We start from the raw sequence: 20,563 nt of genomic DNA, 5'->3' as shown, positions 1-20,563 counted from the left end.
GCTGAAAGACGTTAATTGAATCGCCTAACAACTTCTCCTCTCGAAGGTGCTCGTTTGGGAGTTTTGGGAGGCAGTGGGCTCTATGCCATCGAAGGCCTTGAGAACATTCAAGAATTGGAGATTGATACTCCCTTTGGAAAGCCTTCGGATGCTTTTCGACTCGGCACCCTTGACGGTATGGAGGTGGTATTTCTTGCTCGCCATGGGCGTAATCACACTTTTTTGCCTACGGAAGTTCCCTATCGAGCGAATATTTGGGCGATGCGTTCGCTTGGTGTGCGTTGGATCCTTTCGCCTTCAGCAGTTGGTTCATTGCAGGAACAGGTGCGCCCCTTAGACATGGTGGTACCTGATCAATTCATTGATCGGACTCATCAGCGACCACTGACTTTTTTTGGAGATGGGGCGGTGGCTCATGTGGCAATGGCTGATCCTTTTTGCCTCACGCTTTCTCGCTTATTAGCGGATGTTGGCGAAAGCCTGATGCCGGACGGACGCCAATTGCATCGTAGTGGTACCTATCTGGCGATGGAAGGTCCGGCCTTTTCCACTCGGGCGGAATCGAAACTTTATAGGAGTTGGGGCTGCATGGTGATCGGAATGACCAATCACACTGAGGCTCGACTGGCTCGGGAAGCAGAGATTGCCTATGCTTCTTTATCAATGGTTACTGATTACGATTGTTGGCATGGTCACCATGACAGCGTGACTGTGGAGATGGTGCTTGCAAATCTGAGGGCCAATGCACAGGTGGCCACAAAGATCGTTCGGGCAACAGCCAAAATGGTTGCAGATATTCGCCCCGTCAGCACAGCTCACAATGCTTTGGAAGATGCTTTGCTAACCGCCAAAAAACATGTAACTGACACAACTCGCCGCAAACTTGACCTCTTTACAAGGCCTTACTGGGGCGAGTTTGGCGGTAGTTGATGGTCAGTTTTTGTTCTTTTTAGAAGATCTAATTCTGCATGTAAATCCCCACCCTGCTAGGTAGGGTTTACACACAGAATCTTGACTCTAAATCAAGCTGAACCGACTCCAGTGAAGGAGCCGAAGAAGAAGAGGCCTAGGACTGAGAGGACAGCCATGCCGCCAACTGTGGCCACTAACCATAGAGGTAGGGCTCCTTCTGTCCAACGGCGTTCCCATGAAACGGCTGGAGTGCCGTCTGGAAGACGGTCAGGGATACGTCCGTCAGGGCCTTTAAGTTTCGTACTCATGCTTCAGATCCCTCAGTTGAAGAAGTAGCTGGTAAACAGCACGGCAGTAACAAAAACCAGCAAAAGCCCTAAGTAAAGGCTGGTGCGGTTCATCTCTGCCGGCAGGTTGTTCGGGTTTGGGTTTTGCTCCATGGTTTGGGAGAGTTGATCAGCGACGGATGAGCTGCATGGCGGTTATGGCGCCAAGAAAAAACACTGTGGGTACACCTAGGACGTGTACAGCCAGCCAACGCACCGTGAAAATCGGATAGACACGGACGTTGAGAGCTTGAAGAGGTGCGGAAGAAGATTGAGCCATGGCTTATTGCAGGCGCAGGTCGAGTTGGGATTTGGCTTCGTAGCGTTGACTAACGACAGGAGCCTTACTTTCGCTTGCCTGGAAATAGGCATCAGGGCGAGGTGTCCCGAATGTGTCATAGGCAAGGCCCGTGGACACAAACAGGTAGCCGGCGAGGAAGATCGCAGGCAGGGTAACGGCGTGGATCACCCAGTAGCGGATGCTAGTGACGATCTCGAAAAAAGGGCGTTCCCCGGTGGAGCCAGCAGCCATGGCCTCAGGCGTATCAGCTTTTAGATCTTATAAGGCTGAGCCTCAACACTGCGTCTGGTGAACGGGCATGGTTACAGAGCGTTGCTCATTTGGCTGAAGGTCAAGCCTTAGCCAACCCAGCGCAGAAGGTGGCCGCGTTCTCCAAGGACAAAGCCCTTGGCTTGGCTTTCAGAGCTGGTGTCGAACAGGATCCTGATCAAGTTCGAGGGCTGTGTGTCGCCCATGGGATCGATCTGCCAGCTTTTACCGTCGTCCTTGGTCTTAATAAGCGTTCCGTTGCCGCCCGCTGCCCAGATGCCCCCATTGGGATCCCAGGAAAGATCCAGATAGTTGTAGCCATTGGTGATTGGAATAATCGGTTTGCCCCAGCTGTCGACGTTTCCGGGTTGATCGTTGAGGCGGATCTCGGCCCCCCTGGCCACCATCCATAGTTCACCGTTGGGTTGATAACCCAGGCTCTGCACCCGCTTGCTGCTCACCCTCTCATGGTTTTGCCAAACATCCTGGCCTATATCCAAGGTGGAGAAGAAATTGCCGAGACTGCTCACGCTCACGTAATTGCCAGCTGCACTGCGCCTGAGGTCGCGCACTGCTCCCGCCGCTTCACTCACAGTTGCTTTCCAGGTGGTGCCACCATCGCTTGTGCGATAGATGGCACCTGCATTGGTGGCAAGCTCAGCATTATTGGGACCTAGGTTGGTAATCAGATATGGATCCCCTGGGAGTTTGTTTTCAAGCTTCAGTCGTGACCAGTTCTTGCCTGCGTCGGTGCTGTGCATCACCAGCCCTGGCTGCCCAGCGATCCAACCCTCATTGCCGTTGAAATCGATACTGATTAGCCGGAAGTTTTCCTCCTCTTCAAGATCCAAGCTGCGCTTCTTCCAGCTGACACCGCCATCATTTGATTCCATGATTAAGCGGTTGGTACCAACAACGAAGCCGTGGTTGGCGTCAGAGAAACTGATGTCCAGCGGATTTGACTCAGTGTTCAACTCCAAGGGTTGCCATGGGCTGGTGCTGGCGACCGGAAGCCGGCTGGTGACGCACCCACTGAGGCCGAATCCGATGGCCACAATCAGCACCAGGTTGAAAAGGTTCGAGAACAGGCGGATCATGGGAGGGATGCGTTAACGCAGTGAGTAGAGGGAGAGGAAGAAGGCGAAGGCCAGAGCCAGGCCTCCAAAGATCAGGACATTCTTTTGTCCAGGTGTTAGGCGGTTGACGCCGATGCCGTAGTTGAGATTCTCGTCAAAGCCGCTAGGCGCACTGCGAGGACCGATGTTTTTGAAGGCGTCGATGCGGGCACGGCATACGGGGCAGCGAAAGTTGGTTGGATCGAGATCCTTGAAAGCTGTTCCGGAAGTGATACCAAGCTTCTTTACTCCTTCCTCTGGGTCATAGACGTAACCGCAACTGCGGCACTCAAAGCGATGGGTGAGCTGGTCGGTGTCGGACTCTGCTGAGACGATGGATTCTGTGGCCATACCATCAACGTCAGTTTGAGCAACTGATTCGGCTTCTGTCGAGTCTTCGGCAGATGTGGTTTTGTCGCTCACAGCTGCTCTGTCAGGTGGAATAACTCTATCGGCGTTAGCCCATGGCAGTGAATGCCAGACTGAGTAGCAAGTCGTACTTGTCCATGTTTGCGCTGCCGGGTTATGACGCTTTTCTCGGCTTTCTGCTGATCTCAGCGGCAGTACCGATCTTGGCGCTTGTCACCAACAAGCTCTTGGCGCCTCGCAGTCGCAGCGGCGAGAGGGAGCTGACCTATGAATCAGGGATGGAGCCCATTGGTGGTGCCTGGATTCAGTTCAACATTCGCTACTACATGTTCGCTTTAGTTTTCGTCATCTTCGATGTGGAGACTGTTTTCCTTTATCCCTGGGCTGTGGCATTTCATCGCTTAGGTCTATTGGCTTTCATCGAAGCCCTTATTTTTATTGCCATTCTTCTCGTAGCACTGGCTTATGCCTGGCGGAAGGGTGCCCTCGAATGGAGTTGATTTCATGTCAGTGACCCCCTCCATCGATGCCGTTCGTGACTTGCGTGCAGCGAGTTGTGGCCCTGTCGGTGCTCCCAGTGTGACCAGTGAATTGAGTGAGAACATCATTCTCACAAGTCTGGACGATCTACACAATTGGGCTCGGCTTAGCAGTCTCTGGCCGTTGCTGTATGGCACCGCATGTTGCTTTATCGAGTTCGCGGCTCTGATTGGATCACGTTTTGATTTTGACCGTTTTGGATTGGTGCCCCGAAGCTCTCCTCGGCAGGCAGATCTCCTCATCGTCGCGGGCACGGTGACCATGAAGATGGGTCCAGCCCTGGTCAGGCTTTATGAGCAGATGCCTGAGCCTAAATACGTGATTGCTATGGGTGCATGCACGATCACTGGTGGCATGTTCAGTGCTGACTCCACTACCGCTGTGCGTGGAGTAGACAAGCTCATCCCCGTAGATCTGTACCTCCCAGGGTGCCCACCTCGCCCTGAAGCGATTTTTGATGCGGTGATCAAGTTACGCAAAAAAGTGGGTAATGAATCGGTCGCTGAGCGGATCAAGATTGCCCAGACCCACCGCTACTTCACAGTGCCCCATCAAATGAAGCGAGTTGAGCCAATTGTCACCGGGGCCTACTTGAGTGCTGATACCCAGAAAGCTGCTTTGAAGCCTGGTGCTGGGCTACCAATTGCTGCGGAGTTGAACACCACTCAAATTGATACCAGCCCAGCTTCTCAGTCTTCATCAACCTACGAGTCATGAGCGAGACCCCTTCCACCCCCACCATGGTGCCGGCGGGTCCGGAACCTGGACCTGTAAGCCGGTGGCTCAACCAGCAGGGTTTTGAGCATCAGTTGCTTGATCCTGATCATCTTGGTGTGGAGGTGATTGGTGTGGAGTCGATGTTCCTGCAGGTGATCGTTGCAGCTCTCAAGGCTGATGGTTTTGATTATCTTCAATGCCAGGGTGGATATGACGAAGGCCCTGGCCAGCAGCTTGTGTGCTTCTACCATCTCGTTGCCATGGCTGAAATGGTTGCAAAGATGGGGGTGGGAGATTCGTCGGTCGCGGCCAAGGTCCGTGAGGTACGTCTCAAGGTGTTCTTGTCTCGTGAAGACACACCTTCGCTCCCATCGATCTACGGCTTGTTTCGAGGAGCTGACTGGCAGGAGCGGGAAACTTTTGACATGTTCGGCATCAACTTTGAGGGACATCCCCATCCGAAAAGGTTGCTGATGCCTGAAGACTGGAAGGGCTGGCCACTGCGGAAAGATTATGTGCAGCCCGACTTTTATGAGATGCAGGATGCTTATTGAGCATTCTTTTTATGCTTTCGATAGAAGCGCATCACCGCTAGGGCAAGGCTGCGAGGGTCATGGCGCAGTGTTGCGCGAGGCCGTTTCCCTTGCAATGGAGCTTGCATCAACTCATAGCCCTTGGCGATCAGTGCTTGAGCATCACAGTTGACCGGCTCAGCACCTCGGGCTTGATAGTGCTTCACCAATGGGGATTGTCCTAAGTCGTCCTGGGCCAATACGGCGTTGAATAGTTTCTGGCTGATGCCCAGGCTGGCGAGTTGGGCTTCGATTGCTCTTAGGTGACCAACAACATCCAGTCCATCTGTTTCGCCGGGTTGAGTCATTAAGTTGCAAATGTAGAGCTTCGGTGCTCGGCTCTGTTGGATGGTTCGAACTAATGCCGGTACAAGCAAATTGGGTAATAGAGATGTATAGAGGCTGCCAGGTCCTAGAAGAATCAGGTCTGCATTAGAGATTGCCTCTAGGGCACTGGGCAGGGCTGGCGGTTGTTCGGGCAAGCAGCCAAGCCTCACGATGGGACTTGGGGCCTTGCCGATTGCTGATTCCCCTTCAATGCGCTGGCCGTTTTCCAGTTCTGCCCAGAGCTGTACATCTGCATTGGTTGCGGGAACCACTTGACCCTGAACTGCGAGTACTCGACTAGACGCTGTGATGGCTGTCTCTAGATTGCCCGTGATGGCTGATAGTGCGGAGAGAAAGAGATTGCCGAAGCTGTGGCCCTCTAGACCACTACCTGCCGAGAAACGATATTGAAACAGTCGTGTGAGCAGGGGTTCTTCGGTGGAGAGTGCAGCCAGGCAGTTGCGAATATCGCCTGGTGGCTGAACACCAAGTTCACGACGAAGGACTCCGCTACTACCGCCATCGTCAGCCACTGTGACGATCGCTGTGATGTTGCTGCTGTAGCGCTTCAGGCCACTGAGCAGAGTAGAGAGGCCTGTTCCACCTCCAATGGCGACGATGTTGGGGCCGCGGTTGAGTTTGCTTTTGGCACGAAGGGCGTCAACGAGCACGGTGTCCTTGTCGGGCGCTAGTGCTTGTTGAATCGAACCAAAGCTGCGGCTTTGTCCCCACAGCACTAGGGCGGCCCCGATCAAGACCACCAAGGGACCTGTAATGCTGCGTGGCAGCACAGTTGTGATTGTTCCCAGTAGCCAGATGAGGGTCTCGATCATCCAGTAGATGGGCTTGAGGTCCGCCCAGATGGCTGCTCCTAGAAGTGCCATGAGAAGGCCGAGGCCCGAAGTGAGCAGCCAGCGCTTGACGACCAGTCCAGGTAGGAGCCAACTCACTGCTCTGCGAGAACGGATCATTAGACCCCTTTCGCTAGCAGCCTTTATTCCTTTCATACTGGCGCGGCGCTGATGAGAGCGGCGCTGAATAAAGCGGTGTTTGGGCGAGGTCACATGCGCGGGGAAAAACCGGCCATAGGTCTTTAAGGCAACTGTACGAAAGCTTTCCTTCTTCGACATCCCGGGCAAAATGACTCGGTTCCCAGCACAGGGTATTTGTGTCAAAAGCCACCCCCGTGGTCGAGATGTGTGATCTCACCATGCAGTGGGGACAATGGCCAGTGCTTGATCAGGTCAACTTGGTCATGCAGCCTGGGGAACGCTTGGCGGTCGTGGGGCCTTCTGGTGCTGGTAAGTCCACGGTGTTGCGGCTGCTGGCAGGTTTGGAGTTGCCTACGAGCGGAGAGCTTCGTCTATTTGGTGAGCAGCAGGCTTATTTGCGTCTTGATCAGGAGCAACCCCCTGATGTGCGCCTTGTTTTTCAAAACCCAGCGTTGCTGGCCTCCCTAACGGTCGAGGAGAACGTGGGGTTTTTGTTGATGCGGGGAGGACGCATTAAGCAGAAGGAGATTCGTGAGCGAGCCATAGCTTGTCTAGAAGCTGTAGGGCTTTACGATGTGGCTGATCAACTTCCAGGCCAGCTCAGTGGTGGCATGCAGAAACGAGTAAGTTTTGCTAGGGCCCTGATTGATGATCCTGATCGTGAGAGCGGAGCGATGCCGTTATTGCTTTATGACGAGCCAACCGCTGGCCTTGATCCTGTGGCGTGCACACGAATTGAAGATTTAATTGTTAAGACCACCACCGTGGCCAGAGGTTGTTCGGTAGTGGTGAGCCATGTACGCAGCACGATTGAACGTTCTGCAGAAAGGGTGGTGATGCTTTATGGAGGCAAGTTTCACTGGGCTGGCTCTATAGAAGACTTCGGTAATACGGATAATCCCTATGTCGAACAGTTCCGTACCGGTAGTCTTCGCGGGCCAATGCAACCTGAAGAGCATTGATGTCTATGCGACGCAGCGTTCGTGATGCCATTGTCGGATTCTCCATCGTTGGAGCAGTGGTTGCCTTTGCAGGAACCTTGCTCTGGTTAAGGGGTGTGCGTCTTGGCGCCAAGGTTTGGAGCATCAAGGTGAACTTCCCCGATGCAACTGGTCTTGCTGAACGTTCCCCCGTGACTTATCGCGGCATCTTGGTGGGCACTGTCGTCAAAATCGATGTGACTTCACAAGCTGTGCAGGCCACCCTTGAAATCAATAAGGGTGATCTGCGCCTTTCCAAGCCGGTCGTCGCCAAGGTGGCTTCTAGTTCATTGCTTGGGGGTGACTCTCAGGTGGCGTTGGTGAGTCTTGGCAAGCAGTTGCCTGCTAATGCTCCCCTGCCTGGATCAAAGGATTGTTCTGGCAGCAAGGTGTTGTGTAACGGGGCAACGATTATTGGTGAACCTCCGGTGAGCATCTCTTCAGTGACAGAGACGCTTGAGCGCCTCCTGCAAGAGGCAGAGAAGCAGAAGTTGGTCACCTATTTGGTTGACTCCACCAAGCAGATCGAGAGCACCGCCAAAGATGTCTCCAAATTAATGAGTCAGCTCAAGGATGAGGTGGCTCGCGCTGAACCGATGATCAGCAATCTCAATCTTGCAACCGGACATATCAACAATGTGGTTGAAGCATTCGACAATCCCAAAACAGTTAATGATCTCAAGCAGACTGTGAGTTACGCCCGCTCTCTTACCGCAAAATTTGATGCAGTTGGTGGAGATGTGGAAAAACTTACGAATGATCCGCAATTCATGAATGCTGTGCGTAGCGTTACTATTGGCTTTGGTGCATTTTTTGATGAGCTTTATCCCGCTGAGACTTCAAAAGAATAGAATTAAATTGTTCTTGCTCATCAGTTCGGATCAGTTGTTTTTAGCTGAAAGTCTCAATGAGCTCCTTTTCGTATTGTTCAATATCAGCATCAAAGATGACATTCACCAGTTCCCCGGAGTGGCTCCGTTGTGTGCGTCCTGCGTTGTAGGGATTGAAGGATCGCCGTGTATGTCCTTTCCAATTGAGAATGTCGAAATCTGACTTTTCTCCAAAGATCACATCGCCGTCTTGTTGGCTCAGTGTTGTGTTCGCCTGAACAGTGATTTTGACTGCTTTCTGCTTGGTAATGATACCTGGGTTGATCGCAATAGCTGTTGCTAATGGGTCCCAATTGTAGTACTCGCCGGTCTCTGGGTTGAGGTTTTTTTGCCACCATTCAGCCATGGCGGTGGCTGCTTCCCCTGAGGTTTTTGCTTTGAATCTTTCGAGGAAATCTTTAGTGAGCGATGCTTTGTTGGTGACATCAAGTGGGATCAATTTGATCGGGATGCCAGATTCAATAACCATCTTGGTGGCAATGGGATCGATCCAGGCGTTGAATTCAGCGAATCTGTTCTTTGCCTGGTCGGAAAATCCATGAACCCTGAGGTTCCCGGGAACATCCACAGCTCCTGCCATGCAGATAATTTGGGTGATCTGTCCTCCTAGTTCAGGACTCTCATGAAGAACTTTGGCAATGTTGGTAAATGTGCCAAGGGAGAGGATGGAAATGGGTTGATTCGTCCTTTTGGAGCGGATCAAATGTTGCTTAAGCAGACTTTCTGAGGATTGATTGTGTTCTTTCCAGGCTTCCTGGTAATCAGGTATAGAGACATGACTGAGGTTGTCATTGTTATATCTCCAGTCGGCTGGATATTGATGAAAGCCATCGAGTCCGTACTGACTACCGGTGCCCACATCTGGCAGCTCAGTTGACTTCAGGCCAGCTAGTCGTAGTAGTCGCACAGCGTTATTTTTGGCAGGGCCGGCATGGGCCATTCCATTGCCCTGGGTTAGGACGGCTTTGATGTTGATCGCATCTGATGAGAGTGACTTGGTTGCCATGTACACAATCGAGATCTGATCATCCACACCCATATCGGTTTCGATGATCCAGTCCATCGCCTGCGTTGCGATGGGAAAGGCGACCATTAAAAGAGCCGAAAATGCAATGGCAAACAGATGACGAAGCACGATTGTGCGTTTATTTGAGATCTCCGATCGCGTCCTGAGCGATGGCAGCGATCGCTTGATCGCTGGCCTTCGGTAGTTGTACGTATTTGCCGCCAGCAGCTTCTGCCAGCTCTTTCCCCATGCCACTGCCGATGAATTTGCGCTCAGTGTCAATGACCAGCAATTTGATTCCAAGGCTGCGATAGCGGCTTGCAACATCAAGTAATTCTTGCTTCAAGTCCGGGGGGTCTTCTCCTTCGAGCTGCGGTTGGCCTAACGAGGTTCCTAAAGGTACATTTCCGCGTCCATCAGTGATAGCAACAACGACAACTTGGGCGAGATCTCCTTTTGCCAATGCGTTAGCACCCACACGAGCAGCCTGGGTAAGGCCATGGGCGAGAGGAGAGCCGCCACCGCAAGGCATCACTTCAAGCCTTCTTTTTGCTGCAGTAATCGATTTGGTTGGAGGTAGTAAAACCTCTGCTTGTTCTCCTCGGAATGGGATGAGTGAAACCTCATCTCGGTTTTCATAGGCTTCGGTGAGCAAGCGAATGACTGCTCCCTTGGCGCCCTGCATGCGATTTAGAGCCATCGAACCGCTTGCATCTACAAGAAAAATGACGAGTGAACCAGCCTTGCGCTGCAGCAACTTGGCTCTCAGGTCTCCTTCTTCAACAATCACTGTGCGATCCGGCTGTCTGGATCGACGAGCTTTTTGATATGGGGCTGCCGCTCTTAATGTCGCGTCGACGGCGATACGTCGAACAGGGCCACGAGGGATGATGGGCCTGACGTAGCGGCCACGGTTGTCACTGAGTACTGCCGAACGGTTCCCACTGTTTCCACTTTTTGACTTGGCTGCAGAAAACAGCAAAAGGTCTGGATCGATTGCGATTGCTTCTGGATCAAGCATGAACTCTTCTGGAACCGGTGGTGCTGTCTGCTCTTCAGGGCTGTCTTCGTCATCATCTTCATCCTCTTCAGAAGTGTCTTCTTGCGATTGATCTGGTGGTGGCGGTGCTTGCTGTTGCTCTGGTGGAGGAGGCTCCATTTGCTCTTCTTGAGGCGGCAACTGCAAGGCACGCGGTGCAATGACCAGCCGCACGGCGACTTGGAGGTCGTCTGCTTCAACCTGGTCTCGGCCGCTGAGAGCTGCGTGGGCCCTTGCCACACGTACTGCATAAAGCTCGGAGCGATGCCCTTCCACGCCTCCACGAATGGCTTCATTGACCAGGTATTCGATTTGTGCGTGGCTGATTTGTACATCCGGCAGCCATTGACGGGCCAGTATCAGCTGGGTTGCTAGTGCTTCGGTCTCCTGGGCCCACTTTGCAGCGAAGCTGACACTGCATTGGCCATGGGCCAGGACTGCCTCGGTGATCTCAACACGTTGCTCGTTGCTGATGAGCTGGTCGGCGGAGAGCGCGATGGCGAAACGGTCTAGTAGGTGGTCGCGCATTGCCCCTTCTTCAGGGTTGTAAGTGGCAATGAGTAGTGGACGGCAGGGATGGCTGAGGCTGAGGCCTTCTCGCTCTACTCGGTTTTCGCCGGCCCCCACTGCCGCCAGCATCAGGTTGACGATGCCGTCATCCAACAGATTGAGCTCATCTAGATAGAGCACTCCCCGATGGGCCTCTGCTAGTAGTCCAGGTTGGAAAACAGGGGTTCCGCTGGTTAGGGAGGCGGTGACGTCAACAGCGCCAACGAGTCTGTCTTCAGTGATGCCAATTGGAACTTGTACAAAGGGTGCTGGGATCACACGGCTCGGCAGTGGCTCCGATGAGTCCTCCTCAAGGTTGGCGCCCTGCTGCGTCATGAGCCGTTGGGTCGCTTCGTCCCATTCCTCAGGGAGCTGTGGGTCCAGGTTGAGGCCAATGGGGCGATGAATTTCTGAAGGCTGCTGATCTTTGCTAATGGCTTCGAGATCGAGCACATCGATTGGCGGTAGCAGTGCATGCAGCCCCCGAGCCAAGACCGATTTACCAGTGCCGCGACCGCCGGCAATCACCACCCCACCCAGTTCTGGATCAACCGCTGCTAGGAGCAGTGACAGCTTGAGCGTTCCATGTCCTGTGATTGCGGCAAGAGGAAAAGCGCGAGTGGCCATGTCCTGGCCTGCTCGATTGCTGGACCTTTTGTTGGCAGTTACGGCCGATCCGCTTGCAACCATGGAGTCTCCCCGGCTCGATGACGTGTCTGCCAGTCTCGCTGATCAGCTCGGAACCTCCACAGCCAATCCTGCTCCAAGCACCTTGGCTGTGGCACTAGGAGCCAATTTGGCTAGTGAGGTTGGACCTCCTCGGGCCACCCTGCTGGCAGTGCGGCCCGAGCTTGAGCAGACCATCCATGAGTGGATCTCAGCATCGCTTGGAGAGGTGCCAGGCGTGAAGGTGAATCCTGCAGGTTTGCGTTGTCGTTGGTCGCCATTGTTTGAGACCGACCCCGTTGGCGGTCCACCCGAACAGCCTGTCTATATCAATGCTGTTCTTGTGGTAGATGGGCCACGACTGGCTTTGTTGCAGCCTTGTGAAGCCGCTGCTCTGTCCTTATTAGACAGCCTTCTAGCCCTGGAAAAGCTCTTCGGACGAGATCGCCAAGCAGAGTTGCTCCGCTGGGGGTCTCGCTCCTTGGATCTTGATTTGCTGGCCTGGGGAGCGCTACATGTTCAGCACGAGGTCCTAACCCTTCCTCACCCCCGTCTGATTGAGCGAAGTTTTGTCGTGGTGCCACTTGCAGCGGCCCTAACGGGAGTGGGTAAGGTGCCGCGCCGTATTCCCCCAGATTTGGACTGGCTTGAATAGGGGTGACGCAATTCAATGCCGTGTCGGGGCATCAGCCACCATGTTGGGAGTTCTTTGTTTGTGGTCAACATGGTGCCTCTTCCACCCCCTGAGCCGTCTCTGCTGTTGGAAACCACAGCAGCGTTGGAGGCAAGAAAGATTCGCTTTGAGATCAACCGTTTTGAGCTGCCGATGGGGGTACAGGGTCTCTTTGGTCTGATTCGCCATCCCGGTGCTTCCTTAGCGGTGCCAATCACAGCCGATGGCAGGGTTGTGGTGCTTCGTCAGTACCGCTTTGCAGTAGCCCGACGCATCCTGGAATTCCCTGCTGGCACGCTTGAGGAGGGGGAAGATCCGCAGGCTTCGATGGAGCGGGAACTGGCAGAGGAAGCTGGCTACAGCGCAGCTCGCTGGGATTCTCTGGGGCAGATGCTGCCCTGCCCTGGCTACTCCGATGAAGTCATTCACCTTTTTCTTGCCCGCGACCTTAAAGCCCTGAGCGAATGTCCTGCTGGTGATGAAGACGAGGATCTTGAGGTGCTGCATATGACCCCAGCTGAATTTGATGCTTGCTTGGCTAGTGGTGATGAAGCTCTGGACGGCAAGAGCATTACCGCTTGGTATCGGGCGCGTCAGTTGTTGGGTCTCTGAATCTCACCATTAGGCTGGCTGTTCTGGTATGACTGCGAAGCAGTATCTATTTCTGCATGTGCTGCCTAATAACTAGTAATAGCAAATATTAAGCAAGGGTTTTAAGTAGCCTTGCTTGTGTGAGTTGTGGTTGCTTAGTCGAACAGATTATAGAGAATAGTGATTGACATGTTGTTTGTTTTAGCCTATTCAGTAGGCACCCCTATATGTAATTGGCTCCATTCCGGTGTTCGCTTTCTGGCTTATTTCTCTAAAGGAATGGTAATAGCCATTCTATTGGCTCATTCCCCTTTTGCTAACGCCAGCAACGTATGACTTGGCTTGCAGGCTCGATCACTTCTGCTTTAGAGCAGTTGAATCCCATTCCTTCTAGCACTTTGGCATCTTTCTGTAATCGATGCTTGCGTAGGTTTCTTGATTTGCTATCGGCCATTACGACTTCTTGGCCACCTTTGATTTTTGAAGCGATTTTAGGCAGTCTATTATTATTGATGCAAATCCAGTTTGGGCCTGGCAATAATATTCTGCCTTGCCTTAGTACATAATCACTGGCATTGAGCGCACTGCATTCACGCGTGAGTTTTATTTCGCTTGTTGCTGCGTTAATCGACAGGGCCCTATAATTTGAATCATTGCGTTGTTTATATGGTTTTTCTGGGGCTATCCTTAGGAATGAATCCGTCCAGAAAAGTGATAATAGAATTGCTATTACTCCTGTTAGAAGCACCCCGCGCCATTGCAGCAGATCTTTGGAATGTATGTGTGACCCTAGCCAGCAACTAATGACTCCTAGGCAAGCAGGTGCTAGAACTATGTAATAACGAGGCAATGCAGAAGGCTTCCAAATAGATATTGTATAAGTGATTATTAAGAGTAACAGTCCTGCATCTAATCCCCATGCTTGTATAAGAAATAGACCTGAGGGCGAAGAGGTATTTGTTTGGGTGAGTTTCAGTAGAAGGAAGGTTCCAAGACCTATTGCAATTACTAGTTTCCAGTGTGGACCTAAGGCAGTTAAAAGAAGATTTTGAAGTAATTTTAGGGAGAGAAGGTTAGTAGGCGCTAGCCATTCTCGCCCACCTTGGCCAGTCAAGAATTCTAAGTTGATTAACATCCAAAGGCTTGGCAGCACAAGAGCTAAGCAACCACAAGAAAAAAGGCGGCTTTTATTACGGATTCCGTCTGTTAATGTTTGTGCTATTAATAGACCAAGCCCATAATAATGAGTAAGGCCTACTGCGGCAGATGTAAGTACGTATAAGTAGCTTGAATTAGGTTTGTTTTGTATTACGCGCAACCGAAATACTAGTGCGGTGCTGATCAATGCAAATAAGAATGCATAAGCTTTGCCCTCGACTGAATAGCTAACTGTGAAAGGTATTGAACAAGAAAGTAAGAGCGCACAGATTGATGCAACTGATGATTTCTGATAGCTCCAGGCTGCAGCGCTTATTGCTGCACAGCCAACCACATATGCGACCCAGGAGAATGATCGCAGTACGATTACAGTTTCTCCGAAGATCTTTCCTGCTAACCAGAGAATGACGTAATAAAAAGGGGGGTGAACATCGGTACGTAAATAGTCAATCAGAAAACTTAGTGATGGTTGAAAGGATTTCTCTACTGTGGAGAGTTCATCATTCCAAAGGCTGGTGAGATTTACCGCCACCAAGGCTTTAAAGATGAACGCTGCTGAGCAGATCAGGGCGATTATGAGCAGGCGTATTCTCCATCTTCTTGGCGATGGCGAGGAAAATATTGTAAGTGCCGCTGAATTTGCATCATTAGCAGGCTGAATAATCTTTTTCTTGTTCATTCTCCGTGATTTAGCCCTGGCTAGTTGTTTCTTTTTGCTGGTCTAATTGCAAATCTCGCATGATTGATAGGGATGAGTAGATCTCGATCATTGAGCGGATGTGGAATGAAATCGCTAATGAGAATTGCTGTCCCGTCTGTGAAATGAAGGTACTCCTACACCTGTGAAATTATCATTGCAATGATTCTTGCCGTTGTGAGTGGCAGATAGTGATCTCGAGCAGCGTCGCTGATTAAAAACCCACACTTAACGATGCTACAAGGCTTTTTAAGCAACTACACGCACTTGCGTTGTGCTTGTTGGACTCAGCAGCTTTTGCAACATAAAGACAACCTGTTGCTGCTGCTCTTGTCTCAATTCTGGGAAGATCGGCAAGCTCAGAACTTGACTGCAAAGCTGCTCAGTGACCGGCAGGCTGCCTGGGCCTTGGCGTAGTCCTTCATATGCCGGCTGGAGATGGATAGGGATTGGGTAGTAAATGATGGTGTTAATGCCATGTTCTAGAAGACTTTGTTTGAGCCAATCACGGCAACTGCTATCCGGCAGGCTATTGCTGCCATTGCTTTTTGACGGTTTGCAAAGGTTCTCAGAGTTGGTTTGGTTCATTGGGCAGCTCGTTACCCGCACCACGAATTGGTTCCATGCATGCTGTAGATGGCTTGCTTTTGTTGGATCTGGAAGCTCGAGGCAAGGAAGGTTTGTGAGCAACTTTTGATAACGCGTCGCGATGGCTTGTCGTTTTTGAACCCATTGCGGAAGTTTTGATAGCTTCACGTTTAAAACGGCGGCTTGCAGCGCATCCAGTCGGCTGTTATATCCCAGTTCGGTATGCAAATATCGACGAGGCATTCCGTGAACAGCGAGTTCTCGCATTCGCTGAGAAAGCTTTGCGTCATGTGTGCTGACAGCTCCACCATCGCCAGCGCCGCCAAGGTTTTTGGTGGGAAAGAAGCTGAAGCAGCCCACATCGCCCCAACTGCCTACGGACCGTCCGTTCCATGCTGCACCAGTGGCTTGGGCACAATCTTCGATTACTTTCAGCCCATGTTTGTTGGCTATGGCCATCAGCTGCTCCATGTTGACGGGGCGGCCGAAAAGATGAACCGGTAGAAGGGCACGGGTGGCCGGGGTTATTGCTGCTTCGATTTGTTCCAGGTCGATGAGATAGGTGTCTGGCTCGACATCCACGAAGACAGGTGTTGCGCCTACCGAACTGATGGCTTCGGCAGTTGCAAAAAAGCTGAACGAACAGCTGATCACCTCATCTCCTGCTCCGATGTCAAGTGCCCTCAGGGCCAGGATCAAAGCATCGGTGCCGCTGTTGCAACCAACTACATAAGGCACGCCAACTGAGTTAGCAAAGGCTTGCTCAAAAGATTCAATTTCGGCGCCGCCGATGTATTGGCCACTGCGCAGCACGCGCAAGACCGCCTCATCAAGGTCAGGCCCCAGTTCGGCTAGCTGTTGAGTAAGGCTAAAAGGGGGCACCTGCATGAGATGCACCTTAAGCCGAGCCGAAGATGGTTTAGCAGCTCAGGAAGTGGCTGATCAGCCGTACCAGGGTGGTTCTTGGCCTGGGTGCCACTTGATGTTGCAGCCGATCGAGGCCTGCTGGTTGGGAGATACATCTTGGCCGTTCAAAACGGCACCTAGGGCAGCACGTAGGTCGGATCCAGTCACAGGTGCATGGTTCCCGGGGCGGCTGTTATCCAGTTGGCCGCGGTAGCAGAGTCGCTGCAGTCCTTGTGGAGAGGGGGCAAATAGGAAGAAGTCTGGTGTGCAGGCGGCTTGTAGGGCCTTGGCGAGGCTTTGGTCAGTATCCAGTAGATATGGGAACCGCCAGCCTTGTTGCTTGGCCTGAGCGGCGAGCTGCTCAGGCCCGTCTTGGGGATGAGTGATCAGACTGTTGCTTGCGATAGCCAGTAGCTGCACGGAATCTCCGTAGTCCTGATCAAGATGGGTCAGTTCTTTTTCAATGTGTTTCACGAAAGGGCAGTGGGCGCAGAGCGCCATCAGCAGTAGGGGCTTGGTTGGGAGGGTGCTTGTGCTGATTGTGTTCAGGGCGCCAAGCCCGCCATCGATCTCAAGATTGGTACCGGGTACCACGTCCAATTCAAACGACGGTAAGGGGGTACCGAGAGGCAGCATCGTGGAGGGAGTGAGGGCCATGTTGGGAAAGCAGCCCTTCAATGCTGATTCAGGATGACTTCGCATGGCGGCATCAATGCCTTGAAGCAAGTCAATGCAAAAGGTAAGACCTTCTTGCTAGGGGCTTTGGCCGTAGTCCTTAACGGCTGTATGACGTCGTCTTCAGAACCCAGCTGGGCTATTTATCCCTTGCAGCGGCATCAAGCTCATGACGGCCTGGCGGTGGTGAGTGAGCCTGATGGCTATGGCGTGCATCTCTTTCTCGAAACGGACACCAGTGATCCAGCCATCTGTACGCCCCGTTGGTTGCCAGACCCTGCACGACTCTTTAACGGCAATGGCAATGCCCCATTCAGCTCAGGCCTTGCGTCCCGTAAGGAATTTTTCGTGGTAGTGGCCCGCGGGGATGTCCGCCATGCCTTGAAGCGTGAGCTGAAGGCTCTCTGTCTTGAACGGGCCTCTACGGCGAGATGGCTCTGGCAGGAGCCGCCCCGTGCTGCTGATCAGGTGAAGCCTTTGAGATTGCCCGCTTTGGAGGAAGAAGACCTGCTCAGGGATCCAGAAGAAGAGAGGAGGCGTCAGGAGGAGTTGCTAAACGGCAACTCGTCCGGAAGCTGATCGAATAGAAATCTTGGCGACCTTATTCGGGTTATCCAGTGAAACTCGGCGTGGCATGGGAGAGAATCGCTGCCAATGTTCCCTAGTTCGTTCGCTCTGATGCTTCTCGATCTAAGCGGTAAGAAGATCCTCGTCACTGGTATCGCCAACAACCGTTCCATTGCCTGGGGCATCGCTCAACAGTTGAAAGCAGCCGGCGCTGAGCTGGGCATTACCTATTTAGCGGATGAAAGGGGCCGTTCGGAAGGCAAGGTGCGCGATCTCACTGCTCCTCTAGAGCCCAGTTTGTTTCTGCCTTTGAATGTGCAGGACGGCAATCAGATCGAGGAGGTGTTTGCTGAGATTGCCAAGCAGTGGGGCCAGTTGGATGGTCTGGTTCATTGTCTTGCCTTTGCAGGAAAGGAAGAATTGGTGGGTGATTACAGCGCCACCTCGGCCGAGGGATTTGCACGCGCCTTGGAGATCAGTGCCTACTCGCTGGCACCGCTTTGTCATCACGCCAAGCCTTTGTTTAGTGACGGTGCAGGGGTTGTGACGTTGACCTATCTCGGTGCAGATCGTGCCATTCCTAATTACAACGTGATGGGTGTGGCAAAGGCCGCTCTGGAGGCTTCAGTGCGTTATCTCTCTGCAGAACTGGGCCCTGATAAGCAGGTACGTGTGAATGCGATCAGTGCCGGTCCAATTCGCACCTTGGCTAGTTCTGCGATCGGCGGCATCCTCGAGATGATCCATAACGTTGAAGAAAAGGCTCCCTTGCGTCGCACTGTGACCCAGCTCGAAGTTGGCAATACAGCCGCGTTCTTGTTGAGCGATCTTTCCAGTGGTATCTCCGGTCAGACGCTCTATGTGGATGCCGGTTACTGCATTAACGGAATGTGATTTGACTGGCAGCATGACTTCATTTGGATGGGCATCATGACGTCGCTAAGGCAGGGGGATGTTCATCGCGTCACCGCTGAAACAGACGTGCTTGTGCGTGTTGGGCTTGATGGCTGTGGCCAGTGCAACGTTGCTACGGGGGTCGCCTTCCTCGATCACATGCTTCACCAGCTTTCCAGCCATGGCCTGTTGGATTTGGAGATCACCGCGACGGGCGACACCCACATCGATGACCATCACACCAATGAGGATGTTGGTATTGCTGTTGGTCAGGCCCTATCTCAGGCCCTTGGAGATCGACGTGGCATCCACCGCTTCGGTCATTTTGTGGCACCACTCGATGAGGCGTTGGTTCAGGTCGTTCTTGATTGCTCCGGTAGGCCTCATCTCAGTTATGGCCTGCAAATCCCCTCTCAGCGAATTGGTGGCTACGACAGCGAGTTGGTGAAGGAGTTCTTCGTGGCAGTTGTGAACAACAGCGGTCTCACCCTGCATATTCGCCAGTTGGCAGGTACCAATTCACACCACATCGTTGAGGCCTGTTTCAAGGCCTTTGCCAGAGCTCTGCGAATGGCAATTGAAATAGACCCGCGTAGGGCCGGTGCGATACCTAGCAGCAAGGGTGTGCTGGAGCAGGCTGGCGGACAGAGCTGAATCTGAATGCTTTGGGAGTGGGGATTTCCTCGCTCGCGGCTGCAAGCCCTTTTGCGTAAGGATTGGACAATCTTGATCAGCCTTGCAGTGAGCACAGTTAGCGATAGCCCTTCAACAGTGTCCGCGGCCTCAATAGATGTACCCGGCGGGTTTGATCGGGATGACTGGGCAAGTGGTTATTGCAATGTTGAGCAAGAGCTCAATGCTGTGTCTGTACGTCCCCTGAGGGGACAGATTCCAGCTGAGCTACAAGGCAGCCACTATCGCAATGGTCCAGGCAGGTTTGAACGCGATGGGCAATGGGTGCATCACCCCTTTGATGGTGACGGCATGATCACTGCTGTGCGTTTCAGCGATAGCAAGGCCACGCTGAGTAATCGCTTTGTGCGAACGAAATATTGGCAGGAAGAGGAAAAGGCCGGTCGCTTCCTTTATCGGGGGGTGTTTGGTACGCAGAAGCGTGGTGGGGCGAGGGCGAATGCTTTTGACGTGCGTTTTAAGAACATTGCCAATACCCAAGTGGTTCAACTTGGTGATCAGTTACTGGCTCTTTGGGAGGCGGCTGGTCCGCACGCGCTTGACCCTGTCAGCCTGGAAACCCATGGGCTTTCGAGTCTGAATGGGGTGCTGAAGTCTGGAGAGGCCTTTAGCGCTCACCCCCGCTTCGATCCTGGCCACCATGGTGAGCCTCGCATGGTCACCTTTGGTGTGAATACAGGGCCGACTAGCAAGATCCGGCTGATGGAGTTTGCCACTGAGGGGCCAGATGCGGGACGCCTCATCAGTGATCGCACAGACAATTTTAAGGGTTTTGCTTTTCTGCATGACTTCGCGATTACTCCCAACTGGTCGCTCTTTTTGCAGAATGCCATCAACTTCAATCCGTTGCCGTTTGTTCTTGGTCAGAAGGGTGCGGCGCAATGTTTAACGTCTAAGCCTGGAGGACAGGCAAAGTTTTGGCTGATTCCTCGTGATTGCGGCACGTTTGCTGGGCAGCCGCCGCGCATCTTTGATGCCCCCGATGGTTTTGTTTTTCACCATCTCAATGCTTGGGAGGAGGGGGATGAGTTGGTGTTGGAGAGCATTTACTACGGCGATTATCCCTCGATTGATCCCGGCGAGGACTTCCTTTCGATGGACTTTGACTTTTTCCCTGAGGGTCGATTAGAGCAGTGCCGCATCAATCTTTTGGGGAAAGGAATCGAAACCAAGCGCTTTAGTGAGCGCTGTTGTGAATTTGCGATGGTCAATCCACGCCGAGAAGGGTTGCCGGCTCGTTATGCATGGATGGCTGTGGCAGAGCGTGAAACCGGCTATGCCCCCCTTCAGGCGATCAAGAAACTGGATTTGATCAATGGTGATCAATGCTTATGGAGTGCAGCGCCGCGTGGATTTGTCAGTGAGCCATTGATGGTGCCACGCCCTGGCAGTGAAGCTGAGGATGATGGTTGGCTGTTGGTTTTTGTATGGAATGGAGAGCGTCGTGCCAGTCAGTTGTTAATTCTGAATGCACACGATTTAAGCGAGCAGGCTGTGCTTGAGATGCCCATCACGATTCCATACGGATTGCATGGAAGTTGGGTTGCGGATGATTGATTGATGGCGCTGTG

At 52.7% G+C, this 20,563-nt stretch carries 24 protein-coding genes; 12 read left to right on the top strand and 12 right to left on the bottom strand.

The features are described 5' to 3' along the window. Positions 1-15 precede the first annotated feature (15 nt). Positions 16-930: an S-methyl-5'-thioadenosine phosphorylase gene (mtnP, locus tag EV12_RS06830; protein ID WP_036913696.1), complete on the top strand. Its 915-nt coding sequence runs from the start codon at positions 16-18 to the stop codon at positions 928-930. A 92-nt stretch (positions 931-1,022) separates the two neighbouring features. Here mtnP and EV12_RS06825 read toward each other — a convergent pair whose 3' ends face one another. The 6 genes from EV12_RS06825 to EV12_RS06800 all read right to left on the bottom strand — a co-directional run bounded on the left by EV12_RS06825 (position 1,023) and on the right by EV12_RS06800 (position 3,326). Next, positions 1,023-1,220, bottom strand: a complete 198-nt coding sequence (locus tag EV12_RS06825; RefSeq protein WP_036913695.1) for a photosystem II reaction center protein J — start codon at positions 1,218-1,220, stop codon at positions 1,023-1,025. Positions 1,221-1,232: 12 nt separating this feature from the next. After that, complete coding sequence (locus tag EV12_RS06820) at positions 1,233-1,352, bottom strand: photosystem II reaction center protein L (protein ID WP_036913693.1); 120 nt, start codon at positions 1,350-1,352, stop codon at positions 1,233-1,235. A 16-nt stretch (positions 1,353-1,368) separates the two neighbouring features. Further along, on the bottom strand, positions 1,369-1,518 hold the full coding sequence (gene psbF / locus EV12_RS06815; protein ID WP_011131263.1) for a cytochrome b559 subunit beta: 150 nt from the start codon (positions 1,516-1,518) through the stop codon (positions 1,369-1,371). Between the two features lie 3 nt (positions 1,519-1,521). Continuing rightward, complete coding sequence (gene psbE / locus EV12_RS06810) at positions 1,522-1,770, bottom strand: cytochrome b559 subunit alpha (protein WP_036913692.1); 249 nt, start codon at positions 1,768-1,770, stop codon at positions 1,522-1,524. A gap of 107 nt (positions 1,771-1,877) precedes the next feature. Beyond that, positions 1,878-2,885 (bottom strand): photosynthesis system II assembly factor Ycf48, encoded by a 1,008-nt coding sequence (locus EV12_RS06805; RefSeq protein WP_036913691.1) that lies wholly within the window; start codon positions 2,883-2,885, stop codon positions 1,878-1,880. A 12-nt stretch (positions 2,886-2,897) separates the two neighbouring features. Next, positions 2,898-3,326, bottom strand: a complete 429-nt coding sequence (locus EV12_RS06800; protein WP_036913690.1) for a rubredoxin — start codon at positions 3,324-3,326, stop codon at positions 2,898-2,900. An 83-nt stretch (positions 3,327-3,409) separates the two neighbouring features. On the opposite strand from EV12_RS06800, the gene EV12_RS06795 reads away from it, so the two are divergent. The 3 genes from EV12_RS06795 to EV12_RS06785 are packed head-to-tail and all read left to right on the top strand — an operon-like array spanning position 3,410 to position 5,083. Next, positions 3,410-3,772 (top strand): NAD(P)H-quinone oxidoreductase subunit 3, encoded by a 363-nt coding sequence (locus EV12_RS06795; RefSeq protein WP_036913689.1) that lies wholly within the window; start codon positions 3,410-3,412, stop codon positions 3,770-3,772. 4 nt (positions 3,773-3,776) lie between these two features. Next, positions 3,777-4,529: an NADH-quinone oxidoreductase subunit NuoB gene (gene nuoB / locus EV12_RS06790; RefSeq protein WP_036913687.1), complete on the top strand. Its 753-nt coding sequence runs from the start codon at positions 3,777-3,779 to the stop codon at positions 4,527-4,529. Next, complete coding sequence (locus tag EV12_RS06785) at positions 4,526-5,083, top strand: NAD(P)H-quinone oxidoreductase subunit J (RefSeq protein ID WP_036913685.1); 558 nt, start codon at positions 4,526-4,528, stop codon at positions 5,081-5,083. Before nuoB ends, EV12_RS06785 begins: the two co-directional genes overlap by 4 nt. Here the strand turns inward: EV12_RS06785 and EV12_RS06780 are convergent. Next, positions 5,077-6,435: a gluconeogenesis factor YvcK family protein gene (locus tag EV12_RS06780; protein ID WP_052039483.1), complete on the bottom strand. Its 1,359-nt coding sequence runs from the start codon at positions 6,433-6,435 to the stop codon at positions 5,077-5,079. The two genes, EV12_RS06785 and EV12_RS06780, sit on opposite strands and share 7 nt — an antisense overlap. Positions 6,436-6,638: 203 nt before the next feature. Between EV12_RS06780 and EV12_RS06775 the strand changes: the two genes are divergently transcribed. Together EV12_RS06775 and EV12_RS06770 are read left to right on the top strand one after the other, a co-directional pair. After that, positions 6,639-7,382 (top strand): ABC transporter ATP-binding protein, encoded by a 744-nt coding sequence (locus tag EV12_RS06775; protein ID WP_036913911.1) that lies wholly within the window; start codon positions 6,639-6,641, stop codon positions 7,380-7,382. Further along, positions 7,382-8,251, top strand: coding sequence for an MlaD family protein (locus tag EV12_RS06770; protein WP_036913681.1), 870 nt, complete (start codon positions 7,382-7,384; stop codon positions 8,249-8,251). The genes EV12_RS06775 and EV12_RS06770 overlap by 1 nt, the downstream gene beginning before the upstream one ends. Before the next feature lie 40 nt (positions 8,252-8,291). Here EV12_RS06770 and EV12_RS06765 read toward each other — a convergent pair whose 3' ends face one another. Further along, entirely contained in the window at positions 8,292-9,383 is a 1,092-nt protein-coding gene (locus tag EV12_RS06765) for a nucleoside hydrolase (protein WP_036931169.1), read from the bottom strand. A gap of 52 nt (positions 9,384-9,435) precedes the next feature. Next, positions 9,436-11,574 carry a putative cobaltochelatase gene (locus EV12_RS06760; RefSeq protein WP_036913678.1) on the bottom strand — a complete coding sequence of 713 codons (2,139 nt, stop codon included), beginning with the start codon at positions 11,572-11,574 and terminating at the stop codon, positions 9,436-9,438. Between EV12_RS06760 and folK the strand changes: the two genes are divergently transcribed. Then, the gene (gene folK, locus EV12_RS06755) at positions 11,510-12,205 is read left to right on the top strand and encodes a 2-amino-4-hydroxy-6-hydroxymethyldihydropteridine diphosphokinase (protein ID WP_152562989.1); all 696 of its coding nucleotides are present in this window, start codon (positions 11,510-11,512) and stop codon (positions 12,203-12,205) included. The two genes, EV12_RS06760 and folK, sit on opposite strands and share 65 nt — an antisense overlap. Positions 12,206-12,274: 69 nt before the next feature. Then, entirely contained in the window at positions 12,275-12,835 is a 561-nt protein-coding gene (locus tag EV12_RS06750) for an NUDIX hydrolase (protein WP_036913907.1), read from the top strand. 295 nt (positions 12,836-13,130) lie between these two features. Here EV12_RS06750 and EV12_RS13205 read toward each other — a convergent pair whose 3' ends face one another. The 3 genes from EV12_RS13205 to EV12_RS06735 all read right to left on the bottom strand — a co-directional run bounded on the left by EV12_RS13205 (position 13,131) and on the right by EV12_RS06735 (position 16,820). Further along, positions 13,131-14,651: a glycosyltransferase family 39 protein gene (locus EV12_RS13205; RefSeq protein ID WP_072014290.1), complete on the bottom strand. Its 1,521-nt coding sequence runs from the start codon at positions 14,649-14,651 to the stop codon at positions 13,131-13,133. Between the two features lie 267 nt (positions 14,652-14,918). Continuing rightward, on the bottom strand, positions 14,919-16,145 hold the full coding sequence (locus tag EV12_RS06740) for a DegT/DnrJ/EryC1/StrS family aminotransferase (RefSeq protein ID WP_036913667.1): 1,227 nt from the start codon (positions 16,143-16,145) through the stop codon (positions 14,919-14,921). A 54-nt stretch (positions 16,146-16,199) separates the two neighbouring features. Then, positions 16,200-16,820: a thioredoxin family protein gene (locus EV12_RS06735; protein WP_241477277.1), complete on the bottom strand. Its 621-nt coding sequence runs from the start codon at positions 16,818-16,820 to the stop codon at positions 16,200-16,202. Between the two features lie 33 nt (positions 16,821-16,853). Between EV12_RS06735 and EV12_RS06730 the strand changes: the two genes are divergently transcribed. The 4 genes from EV12_RS06730 (at position 16,854) to EV12_RS06715 (ending at position 20,549) form a co-directional block, all read left to right on the top strand. After that, positions 16,854-17,417 carry a hypothetical protein gene (locus EV12_RS06730; protein WP_052039521.1) on the top strand — a complete coding sequence of 188 codons (564 nt, stop codon included), beginning with the start codon at positions 16,854-16,856 and terminating at the stop codon, positions 17,415-17,417. Between the two features lie 99 nt (positions 17,418-17,516). Then, positions 17,517-18,299 carry an enoyl-ACP reductase FabI gene (fabI, locus tag EV12_RS06725; protein WP_036913663.1) on the top strand — a complete coding sequence of 261 codons (783 nt, stop codon included), beginning with the start codon at positions 17,517-17,519 and terminating at the stop codon, positions 18,297-18,299. 27 nt (positions 18,300-18,326) lie between these two features. Then, positions 18,327-18,953, top strand: coding sequence for an imidazoleglycerol-phosphate dehydratase HisB (gene hisB, locus EV12_RS06720; protein ID WP_036913661.1), 627 nt, complete (start codon positions 18,327-18,329; stop codon positions 18,951-18,953). Positions 18,954-19,025: 72 nt separating this feature from the next. Continuing rightward, a complete protein-coding gene (locus EV12_RS06715; protein WP_036913902.1) occupies positions 19,026-20,549 on the top strand; it encodes a carotenoid oxygenase family protein in 1,524 nt (507 codons plus the stop codon). Positions 20,550-20,563: the final 14 nt, after the last annotated feature.

It is taken from the genome of Prochlorococcus sp. MIT 0701, assembly GCF_000760295.1.
Taxonomy (GTDB): domain Bacteria; phylum Cyanobacteriota; class Cyanobacteriia; order PCC-6307; family Cyanobiaceae; genus Prochlorococcus.
Note: the sequence above shows the minus strand (reverse complement) of the source record. Positions and strands in the feature narration are given on the sequence as shown.